We start from the raw sequence: 22,452 nt of genomic DNA, 5'->3' as shown, positions 1-22,452 counted from the left end.
CGCCAAAGCCTCTACGACAGGAACGCGATGCATGCCCCAGGTGGATCCCGAGCTGTTCGACCGCGGCCAGTTCCAGGCGGAACTGGCCCTCAAGGCGAGCCCCATCGCCGCTTTCAAGAAGGCCATCCGCCAGGCCGGCGAGGTGCTCGACAGGCGTTTCCGTGACGGCCGCGACATCCGTCGGCTGATCGAGGACCGCGCCTGGCTCGTCGACAACATCCTGCAACAGGCCTGGAAGCAGTTCGACTGGGGCGACGCTGACGGTATCGCCCTGGTAGCGGTCGGGGGCTATGGGCGCGGTGAACTTCACCCGCACTCGGACATCGACCTGCTGATCCTGCTGCGCGACGCCGAACACGAGCAGTACCGCGACGCCATCGAGCGCTTCCTGACACTGCTGTGGGACATTGGCCTTGAAGTGGGCCAGAGCGTGCGTACCGTGGACGAGTGTGCCGAACAGGCCCGCGCCGACCTGACGGTCATCACCAACATGATGGAAAGCCGCACCATCGCCGGCCCCGAAGCCCTGCGCCAGCGCATGCTCGAAGTCACCAGCACCGCGCACATGTGGCCGAGCAAGGAGTTCTTCCTGGCCAAGCGCGCAGAGCTCAAGGCCCGCCACCACAAGTACAACGACACCGAGTACAACCTCGAGCCCAATGTAAAAGGCTCGCCCGGTGGCCTTCGCGACATCCAGACAGTCCTTTGGGTAGCCCGTCGCCAGTACGGCACCCTGAACCTGCACGCCCTCGCTGGCGAAGGCTTCCTGCTGGAAAGCGAAAACGAACTGCTGGCCTCCTCCCAGGACTTTTTGTGGAAGGTGCGCTACGCCCTGCACATGCTCGCCGGCCGCGCCGAAGATCGCCTGCTGTTCGACCACCAGCGCAGCATCGCCGCACTGCTGGGCTACAGCGACGAAAACCCCAAACGCGCCATCGAACAGTTCATGCAGCAGTACTACCGGGTGGTGATGAGCATCAGCCAGTTGTGCGACCTGATCATCCAGCACTTCGAGGAAGTCATCCTCGCCGACGATGACAGTGGCACCACCCAGCCGCTGAATGCGCGTTTCCGCCTGCACGACGGCTATATCGAAGCGGTCAACGCGAACGTTTTCAAGCGCACGCCGTTCGCCATGCTGGAGATCTTCGTGCTGATGGCGCAGCACCCGGAAATCAAGGGCGTGCGCGCTGACACCGTGCGCCTGCTGCGCGAGCACCGGCACCTGATCGACGACACCTTCCGCAACGATATCCGCAACACCAGCCTGTTCATCGAGCTGTTCAAGTGCGAAATCGGCATCCATCGCAACCTGCGGCGAATGAACCGCTACGGCATCCTCGGCCGCTACCTGCCAGAGTTCGGCCTGATCGTCGGGCAGATGCAGCACGACCTGTTCCACATCTATACGGTCGATGCGCACACCCTCAACCTCATCAAGCACCTGCGCAAGCTGCAGTACACGCCGGTGTCCGAAAAATTCCCGCTGGCCAGCAAGCTCATGGGCCGCCTGCCCAAGCCTGAGCTCATCTACCTGGCCGGGCTGTACCACGACATCGGCAAAGGCCGTCAGGGCGACCACTCCGAACTGGGCGCTGTGGACGCGAAGAAGTTCTGCGAGCGCCATCAATTGCCCGCCTGGGATAGCCGCCTGATCGTCTGGCTGGTGCAGAACCACCTGGTGATGTCCACCACCGCCCAACGCAAGGACCTGTCCGACCCGCAGGTGATCAACGACTTCGCCCTGCATGTCGGCGACGAGACGCGCCTGGACTACCTCTACGTGCTGACCGTGGCCGACATCAACGCCACCAATCCCAGCCTGTGGAACTCCTGGCGCGCCAGCCTGCTGCGCCAGCTGTACAGCGAGACCAAACGCGCCTTGCGGCGCGGCCTGGAAAACCCGCTGGACCGCGAGGAGCAGATCCGCCAGACACAGAGTGCTGCGCTGGATATCCTCGTGCGCGAGGGCACCGACCCGGACGACGTCGAGCAACTCTGGTCGCAACTGGGTGACGACTACTTCCTCAAGCACAACGCCGCCGATGTGGCCTGGCACAGTGATGCGATCCTGCAGCAGCCCGCCGACGGCGGGCCGCTGGTACTGATCAAGGAAACCACACAGCGGGAGTTCGAGGGCGGCACGCAAATCTTCATCTACGCCCCCGACCAGCACGATTTCTTCGCCGTGACCGTGGCGGCCATGTCGCAGCTCAACCTGAACATCCATGACGCGCGCATCATCACCTCGAGCAGCCAGTTCACGCTCGACACCTACATCGTGCTCGACAATGACGGCGGCTCCATCGGCGATAACCCGCAACGGGTCAAGCAGATCCGCGACGGCCTGACCGAGGCGCTGCGCAACCCCGAGGACTACCCGACCATCATCCAGCGACGGGTACCGCGCCAACTCAAGCATTTCAACTTCCCGCCGCAGGTGACCATCCTCAACGATGCACAGCGGGCGGTGACCATCCTTGAGATCACCGCGCCGGACCGCCCCGGGCTGCTGGCGCGGATCGGGCGGATCTTCCTGGAGTTCGACCTGTCACTGCAGAACGCCAAGATCGCCACCCTTGGCGAACGCGTGGAAGACGTATTCTTCATTACCGATGCCGACAACCAGCCGCTGTCCGACCCGCAGCTGTGCAGCCGCCTGCAGGAAGCGATCGTGCAGCAGCTGCAGGCCGGCCAGGCCAGCGATGCCAGCCCGACTCGCGTGACCTTTTAACGATTAGACGATTGACGAGACCTTGCGCCGATGAACCATGCCTTGACCCAGCTTCAGCCCTACCCGTTCGAGAAACTCCGCGCCCTGCTGGGCAGCGTGAAGCCCGCGGCGGACAAGCGCGCCATTGCCCTGTCGATCGGTGAGCCGAAGCACGCATCCCCGGCGTTCGTCGCCCAGGCCATGGCCGACAACCTCGACAAGCTGGCGGTCTACCCCAGCACCATCGGCCTGCCAGAGCTGCGCCAGGCCATCGGCCAATGGTGCGAACGCCGGTTCGGCGTGCCGAGCGGCTGGCTGGACGCGGACCGCCATGTGCTGCCGGTCAACGGCACCCGTGAAGCGCTGTTCGCCTTCACCCAGGCCGTGGTCAACCGCGCCGATGATGGCCTGGTGGTCAGCCCCAACCCGTTCTACCAGATCTACGAAGGCGCGGCCCTGCTCGCCGGCGCCACCCCGCATTACCTGCCGTGCCTGGAAAACAACGGTTTCAACCCGGACTTCGATGCCGTACCCGCCGAGGTATGGAAACGCTGCCAGATCCTGTTCCTGTGCTCACCGGGCAACCCCACCGGCGCACTGGTACCGATGGACACCCTGAAGAAGCTGATCGCACTGGCCGACGAGCATGATTTCGTGATCGCCGCCGATGAATGCTACAGCGAGCTGTACTTCGACGAAGACGCGCCACCACCGGGCCTGCTCAGTGCCTGTGCCGAACTGGGCCGCAGTGATTTCAAGCGTTGCGTGGTATTCCACAGCCTGTCCAAGCGCTCCAACCTGCCGGGCCTGCGTTCGGGCTTCGTTGCCGGCGACGCGGCCATCATCAAGCCGTTCCTGCTGTACCGCACCTACCATGGCTGCGCCATGCCGGTGCAGACCCAGCTGGCCAGCATCGCCGCCTGGCAGGATGAAGCGCATGTGCGCGAAAACCGCGACCTATACCGCGCCAAATACGATGCCGTGCTGGATATCCTGCAGCCCGTGCTGGACGTACAGCGGCCCGATGGCAGTTTCTACCTGTGGGCCAAGGTACCGGGGTGCGATGCCGACTTCACGCGTGACCTGTTCCAAGCCCAGCATGTGACGGTGGTACCTGGTTCGTACCTGTCGCGCGAAGTGGATGGCGTGAACCCGGGGGCCGGGCGGATACGCATGGCACTGGTCGCACCATTGGCCGAGTGCATCGAGGCGGCTGAGCGGATTCGTGCGTTTGTGCAAAACCGTTGATTGACCGAGTGCCGCACTGTAGCCCAAACGCCGACTCGCCGGCGCTTGAGCTACAGCGGCTCATTTGACTGCCCCCAGGTTCGCCTCGCTCAAGTCCAGCTCCCCCAACACTTGCCGCACCACCTCATCACCAACCAGATGCTGGCGATGCAGGTTATATAACTCCAACCGCTGCGCCCGAAGCGCCCGCAGGCGCAGACGTCGTTCCAGCAAGTCCATCTGCTCCGCCAAGGCCCTCGCCTCGGCCGTGTCGTTGTAACTGTCCAGCTCATCGCGGTATTCGGCCATCAACCTCGCCTTGAGCTCGGTGGCCAGGGTCGCCTGCGCCGCATCCTGAGGTGCGCTGGCATCAACCACGTCCTCGGCCTCCAAGGCATGAATCGCAGCCTCGGCCGTGCGCCGCCAGGCTTCCTGCACCTCCTGATGCAGCCGCTCGTCCGGGCTTCGGGTGACACCTCTCAAGAGAAAGGGCAACGCCACGCAGGCGCTGACCAGCGACAGCAAGATGACGCCGGCAGCGATGAAAATCAGCAGGTCGCGCTCCGGGAAAGCCTGGCCTGCCCCGATCAGCAGCGGTATCGACATCACACCCGCCAGCGTCACCGCACCCCGCACCCCGCCAAGGGTCAGCAACCAGCATGAGCGCGCCGTGGGCATCAGCACCAGTGCCGGCTTGCCGCGCCAGCGACGCACTACCCCGACCGCCCGCCAGATGCTTTGTACCCAGATGAAACGCAGCAGGATCAGCGCCGCAAAGATCGCCAGCACATCCAGGCAACGCCATGCCAGTGTCGGCCAGAGGGTAGGTTCGTGGCTGACCACCGCCTTGATGATGTCCGGCAATTGCAGGCCCAACAGCAGGAAGATCAGGCCATTGAAGGCGAATTCCAGTAGCGACCAGACGCTACGGTTGAGCAGGCGGGTGCTGGTCTGGCGCGGCAGCAGGTCGAGCCAGCTCTGCATCATGCCGGCGGCCACCGCCGAGAGGATGCCCGACACCCCAAGGCGCTCGGCCAGCACATAGGCGGCAAACGGCAGCAGCAGCATGAAGACCACGTGGGTGGCCGGGTCATCCCAGCCACGTGCGATCATCCAGGCGCGCAGCCTGCCAATCAGCCAGCTCAGGGCAACACCAACCGCCAGCCCGCCGATGGCAACCAGGACAAAGCTGAAGCTGGCATCGGCCAAAGAAAATACGCCGGTGATCGCCGCTGCCAGCGCGAACTTGAAGGTCACCAGGCCAGAGGCGTCATTCATCAGCGCCTCCCCCTGAAGCATGCGCATCAGCGGAGTGGGAAGGCGGTCCTGGGTGATGGCCGACACTGCCACGGCGTCGGTAGGCGACAACACGGCCGCCAGGGCAAAGGCCACCGCCAGTGGGATGCTAGGCAGCAGCCAATGGATGAAGTAGCCGGCGCCGACCACCGTGAACAGCACCAGCCCCACGGCAAGTGCCACCACCGGCCCGCGGATGCGCCACAGTTCGCGTTTGGGGATGCGCCAGCCGTCGGCAAACAGCAACGGCGGCAGGAACAGGAAAAGGAACAGCTCAGGATCCAGGGCCACATGCAGCCCCAGGGTCGGCCAGGCCAACAGCGCACCGGCACCGATCTGCACCAGCGGCAACGGCAAGGGGATCACCCGCCCGACCAGTTTCGACACGCTTACCAGCGTCAGCAGGATGAGGACGGTATAGGCTGACTGCATCCGTTAAAGCTTCCTTTGTGAACCGAAGTCAATCCAGGGCGAAAAATCGCCACAGAAGCACTATGTTAGCGGGGTGGGGCAATCATGGGCCGCTGCACCAAAGTCGCAGGAGGCGGATGAATATGTAACATGATGATACTGGAGTTGGGCTGGCAGGGCATGGCGTGAGCCTTAACAGGGCCACTGGGACGCCCCCTCCCCCCGAGTGCGCCCATTTAGCCCCACCCGTGGCGCTCAAAGAGTCGTTCCCGCATAATCGCGCGACTGACATTCGGCAATGGAGAGATTGGGGCAGCCTGTGGCCCCAATGCACACAATGACCTACACGCTCTACGGCATCAAAGCCTGCGACACCATGAAAAAAGCGCGCACCTGGCTCGAAGATCAAGCCATCGCCTACGAATTCCACGACTACAAGACTCAAGGCATCGACCGTGACAGCCTGAACCGCTGGTGCGACGAGCACGGCTGGGAGGTGATCCTCAACCGTGCCGGCACCACGTTCCGCAAGCTCGACGATGCCAGCAAGGCCGACCTCGACCAGGCCAAGGCCGTCGAGCTGATGCTGGCCCAGCCGTCGATGATCAAACGCCCGGTGCTCGACCTTGGCGCACGCACCCTGGTCGGTTTCAAACCTGACCTGTACGCCGCTGCGCTGGCCTGAGTCCATCTACGCATCGCACCCTATTTCGCACGAGGTAATCACATGTCCAATACCCTGTTCAGCCTGGCCTTTGGTGTCGGCTCCCAGAACCGCCAGGGCACCTGGCTGGAAGTGTTCTACGCACAGCCACTGCTCAAGCCGAGCGCCGAGCTGGTCGCCGCCGTCGCGCCGATCCTCGGTTATGAAGGTGGCAACCAGGCCATCACCTTCAGCAATGCCCAGGCCGCGCAACTGGCCGAAGCCGTCAAAGGCATCGATGCCGCCCAGGCTGCCCTGCTGACCCGCCTGGCCGAAAGCCACAAGCCGCTGGTCGCCACCCTGCTGGCCGAAGACGCTGCCCTGGCTTCGACCCCAGAGGCCTACCTCAAGCTGCACCTGCTGTCGCACCGCCTGGTCAAGCCGCACGGCGTGAGCCTGGCAGGCATCTTCCCGCTGCTGCCGAACGTCGCCTGGACCAACCGGGGCGCCGTCGACCTGGCCGAGCTGGCCGAGCTGCAACTGGAAGCGCGCCTCAAAGGCGAGCTGCTGGAAGTGTTCTCGGTGGACAAGTTCCCGAAGATGACCGACTACGTGGTCCCGGCCGGCGTGCGTATCGCCGACACCGCCCGCGTGCGCCTGGGCGCCTACATCGGCGAAGGCACCACCATCATGCACGAAGGCTTCGTCAACTTTAATGCCGGCACCGAAGGCCCGGGCATGATCGAAGGCCGTGTCTCGGCCGGCGTATTCGTTGGCAAGGGCTCGGACCTGGGTGGCGGCTGCTCGACCATGGGCACCCTGTCCGGTGGCGGCAATATCGTCATCAAGGTCGGTGAAGGCTGCCTGATCGGCGCCAACGCCGGCATCGGTATCCCGCTGGGCGACCGCAACACCGTCGAAGCCGGCCTGTACATCACTGCCGGCACCAAGGTCAACCTGCTCGACGAGAACAATGAGCTGGTCAAAGTGGTCAAGGCGCGCGACCTGGCTGGCCAGACCGACCTGCTGTTCCGCCGCAACTCGCTCAACGGCGCCGTAGAGTGCAAGACGCACAAATCGGCGATCGAACTGAACGAGGCGCTGCACGCCCACAACTGAGAACTCCCGAAGGGTTCGAAGTGTTAAGATCGGGTCTGGCGCACTCACGCCAGACCCGATTTTCATTCCAGGCCCCGTGATCATGTTCCAGCCCTCCCCCTGGCGTGCCGATTTCCCCGCCATCGCCGCCCTGCAACGGCAGCACCAGACCTACCTGGACAGCGCCGCCACCACCCAGAAGCCCCAGGCCCTGCTCGATGCCCTGAGCCACTATTACGGCCACGGCGCAGCCAACGTGCACCGTGCCCAGCACCTGCCCGGCGCGCTGGCGACACAAGCGTTTGAAACCAGCCGCGACAAGGTCGCCGCCTGGCTCAACGCCGCCGAATCGCGGCAGGTCATCTTTACCCACGGCGCCACCTCGGCCCTGAACCTGTTGGCCTATGGCCTGGAACACCGCTTCGAGGCAGGCGACGAAATCGCCGTGAGCGCGCTGGAGCACCACGCCAACCTGCTGCCCTGGCAACAACTGGCGCGGCGGCGCAACCTGCGCCTGGTGGTACTGCCACTGGATGAGCATGGCCGCATCGACCTTGACCAGGCGCTGCAGTTGGTTGGCCCACGTACACGCGTACTTGCGGTCAGCCAGTTGTCCAATGTGCTCGGCACCTGGCAGCCGCTGCCAGCGTTACTCGCCCATGCCCGCGCCCAAGGGGCGCTGACTGTGGTCGATGGCGCTCAGGGCGTGGTGCATGGCCGCCACGATGTGCAGCAGCTGGGCTGTGATTTTTATGTATTCTCCAGCCACAAGCTGTATGGCCCGGAAGGCGTCGGCGTACTGTATGGCCGTGCGCAGGCGCTGGAACTGCTGCGCCACTGGCAGTTCGGCGGTGAAATGGTGCAACTGGCTGACTACCAGAGTGCCAGCTTCCGCCCGGCACCGCTGGGCTTCGAGGCAGGCACACCACCGATCGCCGGGGTGATCGGCCTGGGGGCAACGCTCGATTACCTGGCCAGCCTCGATGGCCAGGCCGTCGAGCACCACGAGACCCACCTTCACCATCACCTGCTGCGCGGGCTTGCCGACCGTGAGGGGGTGCGGGTACTGGGCACACCACAGGCTGCCTTGGCCAGCTTTGTCATCGAAGGCGTGCACAATGCCGACATCGCCCACATGCTGACAGAGCAGGGCATTGCCGTACGTGCCGGCCATCACTGCGCCATGCCACTGCTCAAAGGGCTGGGGCTCGAAGGTTCTATTCGGGTATCACTGGGCCTGTATAACGACAGCGATGACCTGCAACGCTTCTTCGATGCCCTCGATCAAGGCCTGGAGCTGCTGCGATGAACCTGCCAGCACCCGCCCAGGAAGCATTGGAGCGCTTCGGGCACGCCCGCGGCTGGGAGCAGCGTGCACGGCTTCTGATGCAGATGGGTGAGCAACTGGAACCGCTGAGCGATACGCAGAAGTGCGAGCACAACCGCGTTCACGGCTGTGAAAGCCTGGTATGGCTGGTAGCTGAACAGCACGACGGCCGATGGCAGTTCAAGGCAAGCAGTGATGCGCGGTTGTTGCGTGGCCTGCTGGCATTGCTGCTGGTGCGGGTGCAAGGGCTCGACAGCCGCGAGCTGGCGGCGCTTGACCTGCGCGAGTGGTTTACCCGGTTGGGGTTGGAGCGGCAATTGTCGCCCTCGCGCAGCAATGGCTTGCATGCGGTGCTACTGCGGATGACCGAGCTGGTTTCAGCCAACTGAACCCAGCACCGACCGCGCGCCTTACTCGGCCTTGACCCGCTCCGACGGCCGCCGGGCGCCAGCCACCAGCTTTTCCACCGCCTTGCTCGCTGCCACCATGCCAAAGGTCGCGGTCACCATCATCACCGCGCCAAAGCCCCCGGCGCAGTCCAGGCGCACACCCTCACCGACAAAGCTCTTCTGCAGGCACACACTGCCATCGCCCTTGGGGTAGCGCAGTTGTTCGCTGGAGAACACGCATGGCACCCCATAATTGCGGCTGACGTTGCGCGAGAAGTTGTAGTCGCGCCGCAGGGTTGAACGCACCCGCGATGCCAACGGGTCGTTGAAGGTTTTGTTAAGGTCGCCGATCTGAATCTGTGTGGGGTCGATTTGCCCACCTGCTCCGCCGGTAGTAACGATCGCGATCTTGCGCCGCCGGCACCAGGCAATGAGCGCCGCCTTGGCCATCACGCTGTCAATGCAGTCGACAACGCAATCGAGCTGCTCGGTGATGTACTCAGCCATGGTGTCGCGGGTGACGAAGTCAGCCACCGCATGCACCGTACAGGCCGGGTTGATCGCCCGCAGGCGCTCGGCCATCACCTCGACCTTGGGGCGCCCCACCTGCCCTTCCAAGGCATGGGCCTGGCGGTTGGTGTTGCTGACACAGACATCATCCAGGTCGAACAAGGTGATCTCACCCACGCCACTGCGCGCCAGCGCCTCGGCCACCCAGGAGCCCACCCCGCCGATACCGACGACCGCCACATGGGCCTGGTTAAGGCGTTGCAGCCCTTCGTCGCCGTACAGCCGGGCAACGCCTGCAAAGCGTGGATCTTCTGTGCTCATGTTCGTACCCCGAGGCTCATACCGCTAAAACGGCGCGCATTATAGGCCAGCAGCGCGGATGACCTCCATCGTTAGGAAAACACCTACTGATCCTGCTTTAATGTCCTACTACTTCGACAGATATGGACGACAATGTCATCTCGCAAATTCGGCTTGAACCTGGTGATTGTCCTGGCCATCGCCGCACTGTTCACCGGGTTCTGGGCGCTGATCAATCGGCCGGTTTCCGCGCCAGCCTGGCCTGAACAGATATCAGGTTTCTCGTACTCGCCATTCCGTCTGGGGGAGAGCCCGCAAAAAGGCCAATACCCAAGCGACGCCGAGATGCGCCAAGACCTGGAGCAGATGAACAAGCTGACCGACAGCATCCGTATCTACACCGTCGAAGGCACCCAGGCCGATATCCCGCGGCTGGCAGAGGAGCTTGGGCTTCGCGTCACCCTGGGCATCTGGATCAGCCCGGACCTGGAGCGCAACGAGCGTGAGATCGCCACGGCCATCGAACTGGCCAACACCTCGCGCAGCGTGGTTCGCGTGGTGGTCGGCAACGAAGCGCTGTTCCGCGAAGAGGTCACGCCCGAAGCACTGATCCAGTACCTTGACCGGGTGCGAGCCGCAGTCAAGGTGCCGGTAACCACCAGTGAACAGTGGCACATCTGGAAGGAACACCCGGAACTGGCCAAGCATGTCGACCTGATTGCCGCGCACATCCTGCCCTACTGGGAATTCGTGCCCATGAAGGATTCCGTGGAGTTCGTCCTCGATCGGGCCCGTGAGCTGAAACAGCAGTTCCCGCGCAAGCCATTGCTGCTCTCGGAAGTCGGCTGGCCGAGCAACGGCCGCATGCGCGGCGGCGCCGACGCCACCCAGGCCGACCAGGCCATCTACCTGCGCACGCTGGTCAACACCCTCAACCGCCGTGGCTACAACTATTTCGTCATCGAAGCCTACGACCAACCCTGGAAAGCCAGTGACGAGGGCTCGGTAGGCGCCTACTGGGGCGTATTCAATGCCGAACGCCAGCAGAAATTCAATTTTGAAGGGCCGGTGGTGGCGATACCGCAATGGCGTGCGCTGGCGGTCGCCTCGGTGGTATTGGCAATGCTCGCCCTCACCGTACTGCTGATCGACGGCTCAGCCTTGCGCCAACGCGGCCGGACGTTCCTCACCTTCATTACCTTCCTCTGTGGGTCAGTGCTGGTGTGGATCGGTTACGACTACAGCCAGCAGTACAGCACCTGGTTCAGCCTGACTGTCGGCGTACTGCTGGCACTGGGCGCACTCGGCGTGTTCATCGTGCTATTGACCGAAGCGCACGAGTTGGCCGAGGCGGTGTGGATTCACAAACGCCGCCGGGAGTTTCTGCCGGTGCAGGGCGACAGTGCCTACCGGCCCAAGGTCTCGGTGCATGTACCCTGCTACAACGAACCGCCAGAGATGGTCAAACAGACTCTCGACGCCCTGGCCGCGCTGGACTACCCGGACTACGAAGTGCTGGTGATCGATAACAACACCAAGGACCCAGCCGTGTGGGAGCCGCTCAAGGCCCACTGCGAAAAGCTCGGCGAGCGCTTCAAGTTCTTCCACGTCGCGCCATTGGCCGGGTTCAAGGGCGGCGCGCTGAACTACCTGCTGCCGCACACCGCCAAGGATGCCGAAGTGATCGCAGTGATCGACTCGGACTACTGCGTGGACCGCAACTGGCTCAAGCACATGGTGCCGCACTTCGCCGACCCGAAGATCGCCGTGGTGCAATCGCCGCAGGACTACCGCGACCAGCACGAGAGCGCCTTCAAGAAGCTCTGCTACAGCGAGTACAAAGGCTTCTTCCACATCGGCATGGTCACCCGCAACGACCGTGACGCGATCATTCAGCACGGCACCATGACCATGACCCGGCGCAGCGTGCTAGAAGAACTGGGCTGGGCCGAATGGTGCATCTGCGAAGATGCCGAACTGGGCTTGCGGGTGTTCGAAAAAGGCCTGTCGGCCGCCTACGCCCACAACAGCTATGGCAAGGGCCTGATGCCCGACACCTTCATCGACTTCAAGAAGCAGCGTTTCCGCTGGGCCTATGGCGCCATCCAGATCATCAAGCACCACGCCGCCGCCCTGCTGCGCGGCAAGGGCAGCGAGCTGACCCGTGGCCAGCGCTATCATTTCCTGGCTGGCTGGCTGCCATGGGTCGCCGATGGCATGAACATCTTTTTCACTGTCGGCGCCCTGCTCTGGTCGGCGGCGATGATCATCGTGCCGCATCGGGTCGATCCACCCCTGATGATCTTCGCCATCCCGCCCCTGGCGCTGTTCTTCTTCAAGGTAGCCAAGATCATCTTCCTTTATCGCCGAGCGGTCGGGGTCAACCTCAAGGACGCATTCGCAGCGGCGCTGGCCGGGCTTGCGCTGTCGCACACCATCGCCAAGGCGGTGCTGTACGGGTTCTTCACCAGCAGCATGCCGTTCTTCCGCACGCCGAAAAATGCCGATAGCCATGGATTGCTGGTAGCGATTGCCGAAGCGCGCGAAGAACTGTTCATCATGTTGCTGCTGTGGGGCGCGGCAGCCGGGATCTACCTGGTGCAAGGGTTGCCGAGCTCGGACATGCGGTTCTGGGTCGCGATGCTGCTGGTGCAGTCACTGCCATACCTGGCGGCGCTGGTAATGGCACTGTTGTCGTCGTTGCCCAAGCCCGAACACAAGATGGCCGAGCCTCAGGAGGCTTGAGGATGCCGGGGCCGCACAGCGGCCCAATGCCCCGTGCCGACAACCCTTGTTTGATATAAGATAACGCCCCTCGTTTTTCCGCCTTGCCTTGCCCCGGAGTTCCCCATGACGGCCCCAGCCGAGCTCTCGCCTACCCTTCAACTGGCCTGCGACCTGATCCGTCGCCCCTCGGTCACCCCTGTCGACGCCGACTGCCAGGCGCAGATGATGAAGCGCCTGGGCGCCGTGGGCTTTCAGCTCGAACCGATGCGCATCGAGGACGTCGACAACTTCTGGGCCACCCATGGTAACCAGGACGGTCCGGTGCTGTGCTTCGCCGGCCACACCGATGTGGTCCCCACCGGCCCGGTGCAGCAGTGGCAGCATGAGCCGTTCGAGGCGCTGATCGATGCCGACGGCATGCTCTGCGGTCGCGGCGCCGCCGACATGAAGGGCAGCCTGGCCTCCATGGTGGTCGCCAGTGAGCGTTTCGTGCAGGACTACCCGAACCACCGCGGCAGGGTCGCCTTCCTGATCACCAGCGATGAAGAAGGCCCGGCCCATCACGGTACCAAGGCTGTGGTCGAGCGCCTGGTCGCGCGCAACGAGCGCCTGGACTGGTGCATCGTCGGCGAGCCGTCGAGCACTACCCTGCTCGGTGACGTGGTCAAGAACGGCCGCCGTGGCTCGCTCGGCGCCAAACTGACCGTGCGCGGCAAACAAGGCCATGTGGCCTACCCGCACCTGGCGCGCAACCCGATCCACCTGGCCGCGCCGGCGCTGGCAGAGCTGGCCGCCGAGCACTGGGATGAAGGCAACGCGTTCTTCCCACCGACCAGCTTCCAGATTTCCAACCTCAACTCCGGTACTGGCGCCACCAATGTGGTACCTGGCGATCTGACCGCGGTGTTCAATTTCCGCTTCTCCACCGAGTCGACGGTCGAAGGCCTGCAAGCGCGAGTATCGGCAATCCTCGACAAGCATGAACTGGACTGGTCGATCGACTGGGCGCTTTCGGGCCTGCCGTTCCTGACCGAACCCGGTGAACTGCTCGATGCCGTGTCGGCCAGCATCAAGGGCGTCACCGGCCGTGATACCCAGCCGTCCACCAGCGGTGGTACGTCCGATGGCCGGTTCATCGCCACCATGGGCACCCAGGTCGTTGAACTGGGCCCGGTCAATGCAACGATCCACCAGGTCGACGAGCGCATCCTGGCCAGCGACCTCGACCTGCTGACCGAGATCTACTACCAGACCCTGGTGCGGTTGCTCGCCTGATGCTCGCCTGCCCTATTTGCCATGCGGCCCTGACGCGGCTCGACAACGGCGTGGTGTGCCCGGCCGGCCACCGCTTCGACCGTGCCCGCCAGGGTTACCTGAACCTGCTGCCTGTGCAGCACAAGAACAGCCGTGACCCTGGCGACAATCAGGCCATGGTCGAAGCACGCCGGGATTTCCTCGATGCCGGCCATTACGCGCCCGTGGCCCGCCGCCTGGCCGAGCTGGCCACTGAGCGCCAGCCCGGCGCCTGGCTCGACATCGGCTGCGGCGAAGGCTACTACACCGCGCAGCTCGCCCAGGCCCTGCCACAGGCTGACGGCTACGCCCTGGACATCTCGCGCGAAGCCGTCAAACGCGCCTGCCGCCGCGAGCCTTCGGTCACCTGGATGGTCGCCAGCATGGCCCGCGTACCCTTGGCCGATGCCAGTTGCCAGTTCATCGCCAGCGTCTTCAGCCCGCTGGACTGGGCCGAGGCCCAGCGCCTGCTGAGCCCGGGTGGCGGCCTGATGCGGGTGGGCCCGACCAGCGGCCACCTGATGGAGTTGCGCGAAGTGCTCTACGATGAAGTTCGCCCTTATGCCGACGACAAACACCTGGCCCTGGTACCGCAGGGCATGGCCCATGCCCACAGCGAAACCCTGGAGTTCCGGCTGAGCCTGGCTGTACCCAAAGCCCGCGCCGACCTGCTGGCCATGACCCCGCACGGCTGGCGCGCCAGTGCCGAGAAACGCGCGCGGGTGATCGACCAGGCCGAGCCCTTCGACGTCACGGTTTCCATGCGTTATGACTATTTCGTGCGCCAAGACTGAGCACACCCGGAGCCCTTATGCGCCAACCTGATATCGAGATCTACCTGAAGGACGCTGACGTCGACCACAAGCAGATTGCCAAATGGCTCGGCGAAGCGATCGGCCCCTGCAGCGAATGGCAGCAGAAAGGCCAGACCTTCAAATGCAAGGCCGGTAACATTCCGGTCACCTGGTTACCCAAGGCTGTAGGGAAATGGAACAGCCTTTACCTGGAAAGCGACCAGACCCCATGGGACGATGACGTCGCCTGCGCCCGCGCCGCATTCACCGCACTGGGCGTGGAAGTGCGCTGCGCGCCGGGTGGCTGGGTCGAGGAAGATGGCGAGGAAGATGCCGATCGCTGGATCCGCATCAGCGCTGACGGTGAAGAGGAAATCACCTGGCGTACCTCGTGAGCGGCAAGCTTTAAGCGGCAAGCTGCAAGAGGGTTCGCATCAGGCTGCAAGTTACACGGTCAACTTGCAGCTTGAGGCTTGAGGCTTGAGGTTTGGGACTTAGAGCCCTACCACGTCCTCGGCTTGCAGGCCTTTCTGGCCCTGCACGCAGGAGTACTCGACCCGCTGCCCTTCGACCAGGGTACGATGCCCCTCACCGCGGATCGCCCGATAATGGACGAACACATCCGCACCACCTTCGCGCTGAATGAAGCCAAAGCCCTTGGCATCGTTGAACCACTTTACATTCCCAGTCTCACGAGACGACATCTGAACTACTCCGGATTTTTATTGTGAAGATCGCCTTGTAGACACAGGGTTTCCTCCCCGTGCCGACGCCGCTTGCCGAAATATCCTGCAAGTGGCAGGCCGAGTATATGACACAGAACAAATAATTTTCATGACCGCCGCGCCCTTTGCAGGATTTTGCTGAACTTACGCCGATACGGCAGACTAACTGATTGCACACTTACTAAAAATCACACCCAGGGCACACACCCCATGACCCGTTCTCCCCTGCGCCGCCTGATCTTCGGCGCTCTGCGTCGCCTGTTGTACCTGTGGGTGCGCTCCGAGACCATCAATCAGTCCGCCATGAGCCTGCAACTCGACCGCAGCCGCCCGGTGTTCTATGCCCTGCCCTCGCCATCGCTCACCGACCTGGCCGTACTCGACCACGAGTGCACCAAGGCGGGGCTGCCGCGCCCGGTACTGCCGGTAGCTGTGGGCACACTGCACGAGCCGGCCGGTTTCTTCTACCTCACCCCCGACCCGGACTGGCTCGGCCGCCAAGACAAGCGCGGCGCGCCTCCTGCCCTTGAGCGTGTGATTGCAGCAGTCAGCCAGCATGCCGAGGAAGATGCACAGATCATCCCGGTCAGTGTGTTCTGGGGCCAGACGCCTGCAAGCGAATCGAGCCCGTGGAAATTGCTGTTCGCCGACAGCTGGGCGGTAACCGGGCGCCTGCGCCGGCTACTGACCATCCTGATACTGGGGCGCAAGACCCGCGTGCAGTTCTCGGCGCCGATCCAGGTGCGTGACCTGGTGCAGCACAACAAAGGCCATGAGCGCACCGTGCGCATGGCCCAACGCCTGATGCGCGTACACTTTCGCAACCTCAAGACTGCAGTGATCGGCCCGGACATCTCGCACCGGCGCAATCTGGTGAAAGGCCTGGTGCACGCACCACTGGTTCGCCAGGCCATCGGCGAACAAGCCCAACGGGAAAGCATTCCCGTGGCCAAAGCTGAAGCACAGGCCCTGCGCTACGGCAACGAGATCGCCTCGGACTACACCTACACCGCGATCCGCTTCCTGGAAGTGGTACTCAGCTGGTTCTGGAACAAGATCTACGACGGTATCAAGGTCAACCACATCGAGCAGGTGCAAGGCATCGCGCCGGGCCACGAAGTTATCTACGTACCGTGCCATCGCAGCCACATCGACTACCTGCTGCTGTCGTACCTATTGTTCCGCAACGGCCTGACGCCACCGCACATTGCCGCCGGCATCAACCTCAACATGCCAGTGATCGGCGGCCTGCTGCGCCGCGGCGGCGCTTTCTTCATGCGCCGCACGTTCAAGGGCAACCCGCTGTACACCGCAGTGTTCAACGAATACCTGCACACCCTGTTCACCAAGGGGTTCCCGGTCGAGTACTTCGTCGAGGGCGGGCGCTCGCGCACCGGGCGCATGCTGCAACCGCGCACGGGGATGCTGGCGATCACCCTGCGCAGCTTCCTGCGCTCATCGCGCACACCGATCGTCTTCGTGCCGGTGTACATCGGCTACGAACGGGTACTGGAAGGCCGCACCTACCTGGGTGAACTGCGTGGCGCCAGCAAGAAGAAAGAGTCGATCTTCGACATATTCAAGGTCATCGGCGCGCTGAAGCAACGCTTCGGCCAGGTCTACGTCAACTTCGGCGAACCGATCCGCCTGGCAGGCTTTCTCGACCAACAGCAACCCGGCTGGCGCGAACAGGCACTTGGCCCGCAGTTCCGTCCGGCCTGGCTGAACGAGACCACCACCCGCCTGGGTGAAACCGTAGCCCGTCACCTCAACGAAGCCGCAGCGGTCAACCCGGTCAACCTGGTAGCCCTGGCACTGCTCTCCACCAGCCGCCTGGCCCTGGACGAAAGTGCCCTGACCCGGGTACTGGACCTGTACCTGGCCCTTTTGCGCAAGGTCCCCTATTCGCAGCACACCACCCTGCCCGAAGGTGACGGCCAGGCGCTGATCGAACATGTCAGGGGCATGAACCTGCTGGCGGAACAAAAAGACGCCCTTGGCCGCATTCTCTACCTGGATGAAGCCAATGCAGTGCTGATGACCTATTACCGCAACAACGTCCTGCACATCTTTGCCTTGCCGGCGTTACTGGCGAGCTTCTTCCACAGCAGCTCACGGATGAGCCGTGACCTGCTCGGGCAGTATGTACACGCGTTGTACCCGTACCTGCAGGCCGAACTGTTCCTGCGCTGGGCACCCGAGCAACTGGACGAGGTGATCGATCAGTGGCTGGCGGCACTGGTCGAACAGGGCCTGCTGCGCCGCGAAAACGATGTGTACGTGCGCCCGGCCCCCAGTTCGCGCCAGTTCGTTTTGCTGACGCTGCTGGCCCGCACCATCACCCAGACTCTGCAGCGCTTCTACATGGCCACCTCGCTGTTGCTCAACAGCGGCCAGAACACCCTCAGCGCCGAAGCACTGGAAGACCTCTGCGTGATGATGGCCCAGCGCCTGTCGATACTGCATGGCCTGAACGCCCCCGAGTTCTTTGACAAGACGCTGTTCCGCCACTTCATCCAGACCTTGGTCGAGCAAGGTGTGCTGCGCCCGGATGGCAACGGCAAACTGGGCTACCACGACAAACTTGGCGAACTCGCCGAAGGGGTGGCCAAGCGTGTGTTGTCGGCAGAGCTGCGCCTTTCGATCCGGCAGGTGGCGCTGCACCGTGAACATGCGCTGGAAGCATCGATCCTCTAAAGCATCATCAACCGGAAAAATCCGTTAAAGTCCTTGGGCTTGGCCACAAGCCAGCCCAAGGACAACGGAGAATCCATGAAAAAGCTCGTTATGCTGTGTTGCGCCTCCCTGCTCGCAGCCTGTTCCAGCCACACCCCATCGCCACAGGCCAGCCTGGACGGTGAAGTCTTCTACCTGCAGCGCATTGCCCTGCCGCCCAGCGCCACCTTGAGTGTCGAACTGCAAGACGTGTCGCTGATGGACGCCCCTGCGGTGACCCTGGCCCGCCAGGCCGGCCCGGTCAAAGGCAACGTGCCGCTGCCGTTCCACCTCACGTATGACCCAGCCCAGGTCAAGCCTGGCCACCGCTACGCGGTGAGCGCCCGCATCGAGCTGAACGGCAAGCTGCTGTTCATCAACACCGAGCATCATGGGGTCAAACTCGACGGCAGCGATGAGCAGCCAGTACGGATCAAAGTCGATCCGGTGCGCTGATCCCCGCCTACTTCTGTTCAAAAGGAAAGCTTCATGATTCGCTCCTCCCTGCGCTTGACCACCCTGTGCGCCGGCCTGCTGCTGTCGGCCAGCGCGCTGGCCCTGTCACTTGGCGACCTGAGCCAGAAAGACGCCACCGGCGGCCTGAAGGATGCCCTGACCCAAGGGGCGCAGCTCGCCGTCAAGCAACTGAGCACCCCAGGCGGGTTCAGCAATAACCCCGATGTACGCATCGAGTTGCCAGGCAACCTCGGCAAAGCCGCCAAAGCCATGAAGATGTTTGGCAAAGGTGATGAGGTTACCGCCCTGGAAGACAGTATGAACAAGGCCGCTGAAGCGGCGGTGCCGCAGGCCCAGGCGATCCTGGTGGACGCGGTGAAGAACATGAGTGTGACCGACGCCAAGGGCATTCTCAGCGGCGGTGACGACTCGGCCACCCAGTACCTGAACAAGAGCAGCCGGGAGCAGATCCGCGCCAAGTTCCTGCCCATCGTCAAGGCGGCGACCGATAAGGTTGGCGTGGTTCAACAATACAACAGCTTTGCCGGCCAGGCGTCAGCCCTGGGCCTGGGCGATGCCAAGAGTGCCAATGTCGAGAGCTATGTGACCGAAAAAGCCCTCGACGGCCTGTTTGAAATGATCGCCAAACAAGAACAGAGCATTCGTCAGAACCCTGCACAGGCGGCTACCAGCCTGGCCAAGAAGGTATTTGGCGCCCTGTGACCCGCGAAGGGAGGGCGACGCCCTCCCCCGCAGCCTTCAGCCCTTCTTCACCCTGAACCACGCCGCATACAATGCCGGCAGGAACAACAGGGTCAGCGCCGTGGCAACGATCAACCCGCCCATGATCGCCACCGCCATCGGCCCATAGAACACGCTTCTGGACAACGGAATCATCGCCAGCACCGCCGCCAGTGCGGTCAGCACGATCGGCCTGAAGCGTCGCACGGTAGCCTCGATGATCGCCTGCCAACGGTCCAGCCCCGAGGCGATATCCTGCTCGATCTGATCCACCAGGATCACCGAGTTGCGCATGATCATCCCCGCCAGGGCAATGGTGCCAAGCATGGCGACGAAGCCGAACGGCTGGCGGAACACCAACAGGAACAAGGTCACGCCGATCAGCCCCAGTGGCGCCGTGAGGAACACCATCACCGTGCGCGAGAAGCTGCGCAGCTGGATCATCAGCAAGCTGAGCACCACTACGATGAACAACGGCATACCGGCGTTCACCGACTTCTGCCCACGCTCGGAGTCCTCGACTGTGCCGCCCACTTCCAGCAGGTAGCCATCAGGCAGCTTGTCCTTGACCTCCTGCAAGGTCGGGGCAATCTGCCTGACCAGGGTCGCCGGCTGCTGCTTGTCATAGATGTCGGCGCGTACGGTCACCGTCGGCAAGCGGTTACGGTGCCAGATGATGCCTTCCTCGAAGCCATAGTCCAGGGTCGCTACCTGCGATAGCGCAACGCTCTGGCCGTTGTCGGTGGGCAACGCCAGGCTGCCAAGGTTGCCCAGCTCGCCACGTTCTTTCTGCGTGCCGCGCAAAAGAATCTCGATCAGCTCGTTGTCCTCCCGGTACTGGCTCACCGTGGTACCGGTGAGCGAGCTTCGCAGGAAGCTCGACAGGTGCGCGGTGCTTACGCCAAGTGCGCGCGCACGGTCCTGGTCGATCGCCAGGAACACCGCCTTGCTCGGCTCTTCCCAGTCAAGGTGCACGTTCACCACATGCGGGTTCTCGCGCACCTTGTCCGCGACTTCGCGGGCCAGGGCGCGCACCTTCTCGATATGCTCGCCCGTGACCCGGAACTGCACCGGGTAGCCCACGGGCGGGCCGTTTTCCAGGCGGGTGACGCGGGCACGCAGGTCGGGGAATTGCTGGTCCACAGTGTTGATCAGCCAACTGCGCAAGCGCTCGCGCTCCTCCATGGACGTGGCCAGCACGACGAACTGGGCAAAGCTGGCGGCGGGCAGTTGCTGGTCCAATGGCAGATAGAAACGCGGCGACCCCGTGCCCACGTAGGCCACATAGTTGTCGATGCCATCCTGCTGCTTGAGCAGGGCCTCCAGTTGCTTGACCCGCTCGGTGGTATTGCCCAGCGACGCACCCTCGGCCAGTTTCAGGTCGACCATCAGCTCTGGGCGACCAGACGCCGGGAAGAACTGCTGCGGCACGAAGCGGAACAACGCAATGCTGCCGACAAAGGCTGCGATGGTCAGCAGGATGACCGTCTTGCGCCGCCGCACGCACCACTCCACCACACGTCGCACACGCTGGTAGAAAGGTGTGGCATAGGGGTCTGGCGCATGCCCACTACCGTCATGACGGGCGGCATGCAGCTTGGCCAGGTCCGGCAGCAACCGTTCACCCAGGTAAGGTACGAACACCACGGCCACCACCCATGAGGTGATCAGCGCGATGGTCACCACCTGGAAGATCGAGCGGGTGTACTCACCCGTACTCGACGCTGCCGTGGCAATCGGCAGGAAGCCGGCAGCGGTAATCAGCGTACCGGTCAGCATCGGGAAGGCCGTACTGGTCCAGGCGTAACTGGCAGCCTTGAACCGATCGAAGCCCTGCTCCATCTTGATCGCCATCATTTCCACGGCAATGATCGCGTCGTCCACCAGCAGGCCCAAGGCCAATACCAGCGCGCCCAGCGAGATCTTGTGCAGGCCGATGCCGAAATAGTGCATGGCGGCAAAGGTCATCGCCAGTACCAGGGGTATCGCCAGGGCCACCACCAAACCGGTACGCAGGCCAAGTGAGAAGAAGCTCACCAACAGCACGATGACCAGCGCCTCGACCAGCACCTGGACGAACTCACCCACGCCCGCCTTGACCGCCGCCGGCTGGTCGGAGACTTTGCGCAGCTGCATGCCGGCCGGCAGGTTGCGCGCCAAGCGTTCGAACTCACCTTCCAGTGCCTTGCCCAGTACCAGGATGTCGCCGCCATCTTTCATCGACACGGCCAGGCCGATCGCGTCTTCGCCCATGAAGCGCATGCGCGGCGCAGGCGGGTCGTTGAAGCCACGGTACACCTCGGCGACATCGCCGATACGGAAGGTACGGTCCCCTACCCGAATGGGAAACTGACGAATCTGCTCGACACTGTCGAACTGCCCGCTGACGCGCAGTTGCAAGCGCTCGCTGGGGGTTTCGAAAAAGCCGGCGGTACTCACCGCGTTCTGCTCCCGCAGCGCTTGCTGCACGGCCTCCAGCGGCACGCCCAGGGTGGCCAGCTTGAGGTTGGACAGCTCGATCCAGATTTTTTCGTCCTGCAGGCCGATCAGTTCGACCTTGCCCACGTCCTTGACCCGTTGCAGCTGGATCTGGATGCGGTCGGCGTAGTCCTTCAGTACCGCATAGTCGAAGCCGGTGCCGGTGAGCGCATAAATGTTGCCGAAGGTGGTGCCGAACTCATCATTGAAGAACGGCCCCTGGATTTCCGGGGGCAGGGTGTGGCGGATATCCGCGACCTTCTTGCGGATCTGGTACCACAGCTCGGGGATGTCCTTGGAATGCAGCGAATCCCGGGCCATGAAGGTCACCTGCGATTCGCCGGGGCGCGAGAACGAGACGATCTTTTCGTACTCGCCGGTTTCCATCAGCTTCTTCTCGATGCGCTCGGTGACCTGGCGCGACACTTCCTCGGCCGTGGCCCCCGGCCACAGGGTACGGATGACCATGGCCTTGAAGGTAAAGGGTGGATCCTCGCTCTGCCCCAGCTTGGTGTAGGACATGGCGCCAATGGCAGCCAGCAGGATCATCAGGAACAGTACGATCTGGCGATTGCGCAGCGCCCAGGCGGAAAGGTTGAAACCCATCGG

Annotated in this window: 17 protein-coding genes; 13 read left to right on the top strand and 4 right to left on the bottom strand. The window is 63.3% G+C overall.

What is annotated here, in order from left to right:
* Positions 1-31 precede the first annotated feature (31 nt).
* Both ACMGGN_RS02565 and dapC read left to right on the top strand, forming a co-directional pair.
* Entirely contained in the window at positions 32-2,734 is a 2,703-nt protein-coding gene (locus tag ACMGGN_RS02565) for a [protein-PII] uridylyltransferase (RefSeq protein ID WP_039601208.1), read from the top strand.
* 30 nt (positions 2,735-2,764) lie between these two features.
* Positions 2,765-3,961 (top strand): succinyldiaminopimelate transaminase, encoded by a 1,197-nt coding sequence (dapC, locus tag ACMGGN_RS02560; protein WP_404601825.1) that lies wholly within the window; start codon positions 2,765-2,767, stop codon positions 3,959-3,961.
* Positions 3,962-4,021: 60 nt separating this feature from the next.
* On the opposite strand, the gene ACMGGN_RS02555 is transcribed toward dapC, so the two are convergent.
* Complete coding sequence (locus ACMGGN_RS02555; protein ID WP_115274034.1) at positions 4,022-5,668, bottom strand: Na+/H+ antiporter; 1,647 nt, start codon at positions 5,666-5,668, stop codon at positions 4,022-4,024.
* 316 nt (positions 5,669-5,984) lie between these two features.
* Between ACMGGN_RS02555 and ACMGGN_RS02550 the strand changes: the two genes are divergently transcribed.
* The 4 genes from ACMGGN_RS02550 (at position 5,985) to ACMGGN_RS02535 (ending at position 9,104) form a co-directional block, all read left to right on the top strand.
* Complete coding sequence (locus ACMGGN_RS02550; protein ID WP_075043977.1) at positions 5,985-6,332, top strand: ArsC family reductase; 348 nt, start codon at positions 5,985-5,987, stop codon at positions 6,330-6,332.
* A 42-nt stretch (positions 6,333-6,374) separates the two neighbouring features.
* Positions 6,375-7,409, top strand: a complete 1,035-nt coding sequence (gene dapD, locus ACMGGN_RS02545) for a 2,3,4,5-tetrahydropyridine-2,6-dicarboxylate N-succinyltransferase (protein ID WP_046784321.1) — start codon at positions 6,375-6,377, stop codon at positions 7,407-7,409.
* Positions 7,410-7,491: 82 nt separating this feature from the next.
* Positions 7,492-8,697, top strand: a complete 1,206-nt coding sequence (locus ACMGGN_RS02540; RefSeq protein WP_237860070.1) for a cysteine desulfurase — start codon at positions 7,492-7,494, stop codon at positions 8,695-8,697.
* Entirely contained in the window at positions 8,694-9,104 is a 411-nt protein-coding gene (locus ACMGGN_RS02535) for a SufE family protein (protein WP_414156442.1), read from the top strand. The genes ACMGGN_RS02540 and ACMGGN_RS02535 overlap by 4 nt, the downstream gene beginning before the upstream one ends.
* 21 nt (positions 9,105-9,125) lie before the next feature.
* Here ACMGGN_RS02535 and tcdA read toward each other — a convergent pair whose 3' ends face one another.
* Positions 9,126-9,935, bottom strand: coding sequence for a tRNA cyclic N6-threonylcarbamoyladenosine(37) synthase TcdA (gene tcdA, locus ACMGGN_RS02530; protein ID WP_039601802.1), 810 nt, complete (start codon positions 9,933-9,935; stop codon positions 9,126-9,128).
* A 132-nt stretch (positions 9,936-10,067) separates the two neighbouring features.
* On the opposite strand from tcdA, the gene ACMGGN_RS02525 reads away from it, so the two are divergent.
* From ACMGGN_RS02525 to ACMGGN_RS02510, 4 genes are all read left to right on the top strand, one after another.
* Positions 10,068-12,659: a glycosyltransferase gene (locus tag ACMGGN_RS02525; protein ID WP_046784325.1), complete on the top strand. Its 2,592-nt coding sequence runs from the start codon at positions 10,068-10,070 to the stop codon at positions 12,657-12,659.
* A 105-nt stretch (positions 12,660-12,764) separates the two neighbouring features.
* Positions 12,765-13,916 (top strand): succinyl-diaminopimelate desuccinylase, encoded by a 1,152-nt coding sequence (gene dapE, locus ACMGGN_RS02520; protein ID WP_115274031.1) that lies wholly within the window; start codon positions 12,765-12,767, stop codon positions 13,914-13,916.
* Positions 13,916-14,728 (top strand): putative RNA methyltransferase, encoded by an 813-nt coding sequence (locus ACMGGN_RS02515; RefSeq protein ID WP_115274030.1) that lies wholly within the window; start codon positions 13,916-13,918, stop codon positions 14,726-14,728. Before dapE ends, ACMGGN_RS02515 begins: the two co-directional genes overlap by 1 nt.
* A 17-nt stretch (positions 14,729-14,745) precedes the next feature.
* Positions 14,746-15,123, top strand: a complete 378-nt coding sequence (locus tag ACMGGN_RS02510) for a hypothetical protein (protein WP_115274029.1) — start codon at positions 14,746-14,748, stop codon at positions 15,121-15,123.
* Positions 15,124-15,222: 99 nt separating this feature from the next.
* Here the strand turns inward: ACMGGN_RS02510 and ACMGGN_RS02505 are convergent, their stop codons facing one another.
* Positions 15,223-15,432: a cold-shock protein gene (locus tag ACMGGN_RS02505; RefSeq protein WP_012315914.1), complete on the bottom strand. Its 210-nt coding sequence runs from the start codon at positions 15,430-15,432 to the stop codon at positions 15,223-15,225.
* 231 nt (positions 15,433-15,663) lie between these two features.
* Between ACMGGN_RS02505 and plsB the strand changes: the two genes are divergently transcribed.
* From plsB to ACMGGN_RS02490, 3 genes are all read left to right on the top strand, one after another.
* Entirely contained in the window at positions 15,664-18,150 is a 2,487-nt protein-coding gene (gene plsB / locus ACMGGN_RS02500) for a glycerol-3-phosphate 1-O-acyltransferase PlsB (RefSeq protein ID WP_414156441.1), read from the top strand.
* A 75-nt stretch (positions 18,151-18,225) separates the two neighbouring features.
* Positions 18,226-18,624, top strand: coding sequence for a YbaY family lipoprotein (locus ACMGGN_RS02495; protein WP_046784329.1), 399 nt, complete (start codon positions 18,226-18,228; stop codon positions 18,622-18,624).
* 33 nt (positions 18,625-18,657) lie between these two features.
* Positions 18,658-19,347 carry a DUF4197 domain-containing protein gene (locus tag ACMGGN_RS02490; RefSeq protein ID WP_046784330.1) on the top strand — a complete coding sequence of 230 codons (690 nt, stop codon included), beginning with the start codon at positions 18,658-18,660 and terminating at the stop codon, positions 19,345-19,347.
* 36 nt (positions 19,348-19,383) lie between these two features.
* On the opposite strand, the gene ACMGGN_RS02485 is transcribed toward ACMGGN_RS02490, so the two are convergent.
* Positions 19,384-22,449 (bottom strand): efflux RND transporter permease subunit, encoded by a 3,066-nt coding sequence (locus tag ACMGGN_RS02485; RefSeq protein ID WP_174142365.1) that lies wholly within the window; start codon positions 22,447-22,449, stop codon positions 19,384-19,386.
* Positions 22,450-22,452 lie beyond the last annotated feature (3 nt).

The organism is Pseudomonas sp. BNK-30, assembly GCF_047456185.1.
GTDB classification, from domain to species: Bacteria; Pseudomonadota; Gammaproteobacteria; order Pseudomonadales; family Pseudomonadaceae; genus Aquipseudomonas; species Aquipseudomonas putida_E.
The sequence above is the reverse complement of the archived record's forward strand: the minus strand, read 5'-3'. Positions and strand labels throughout refer to the sequence as shown.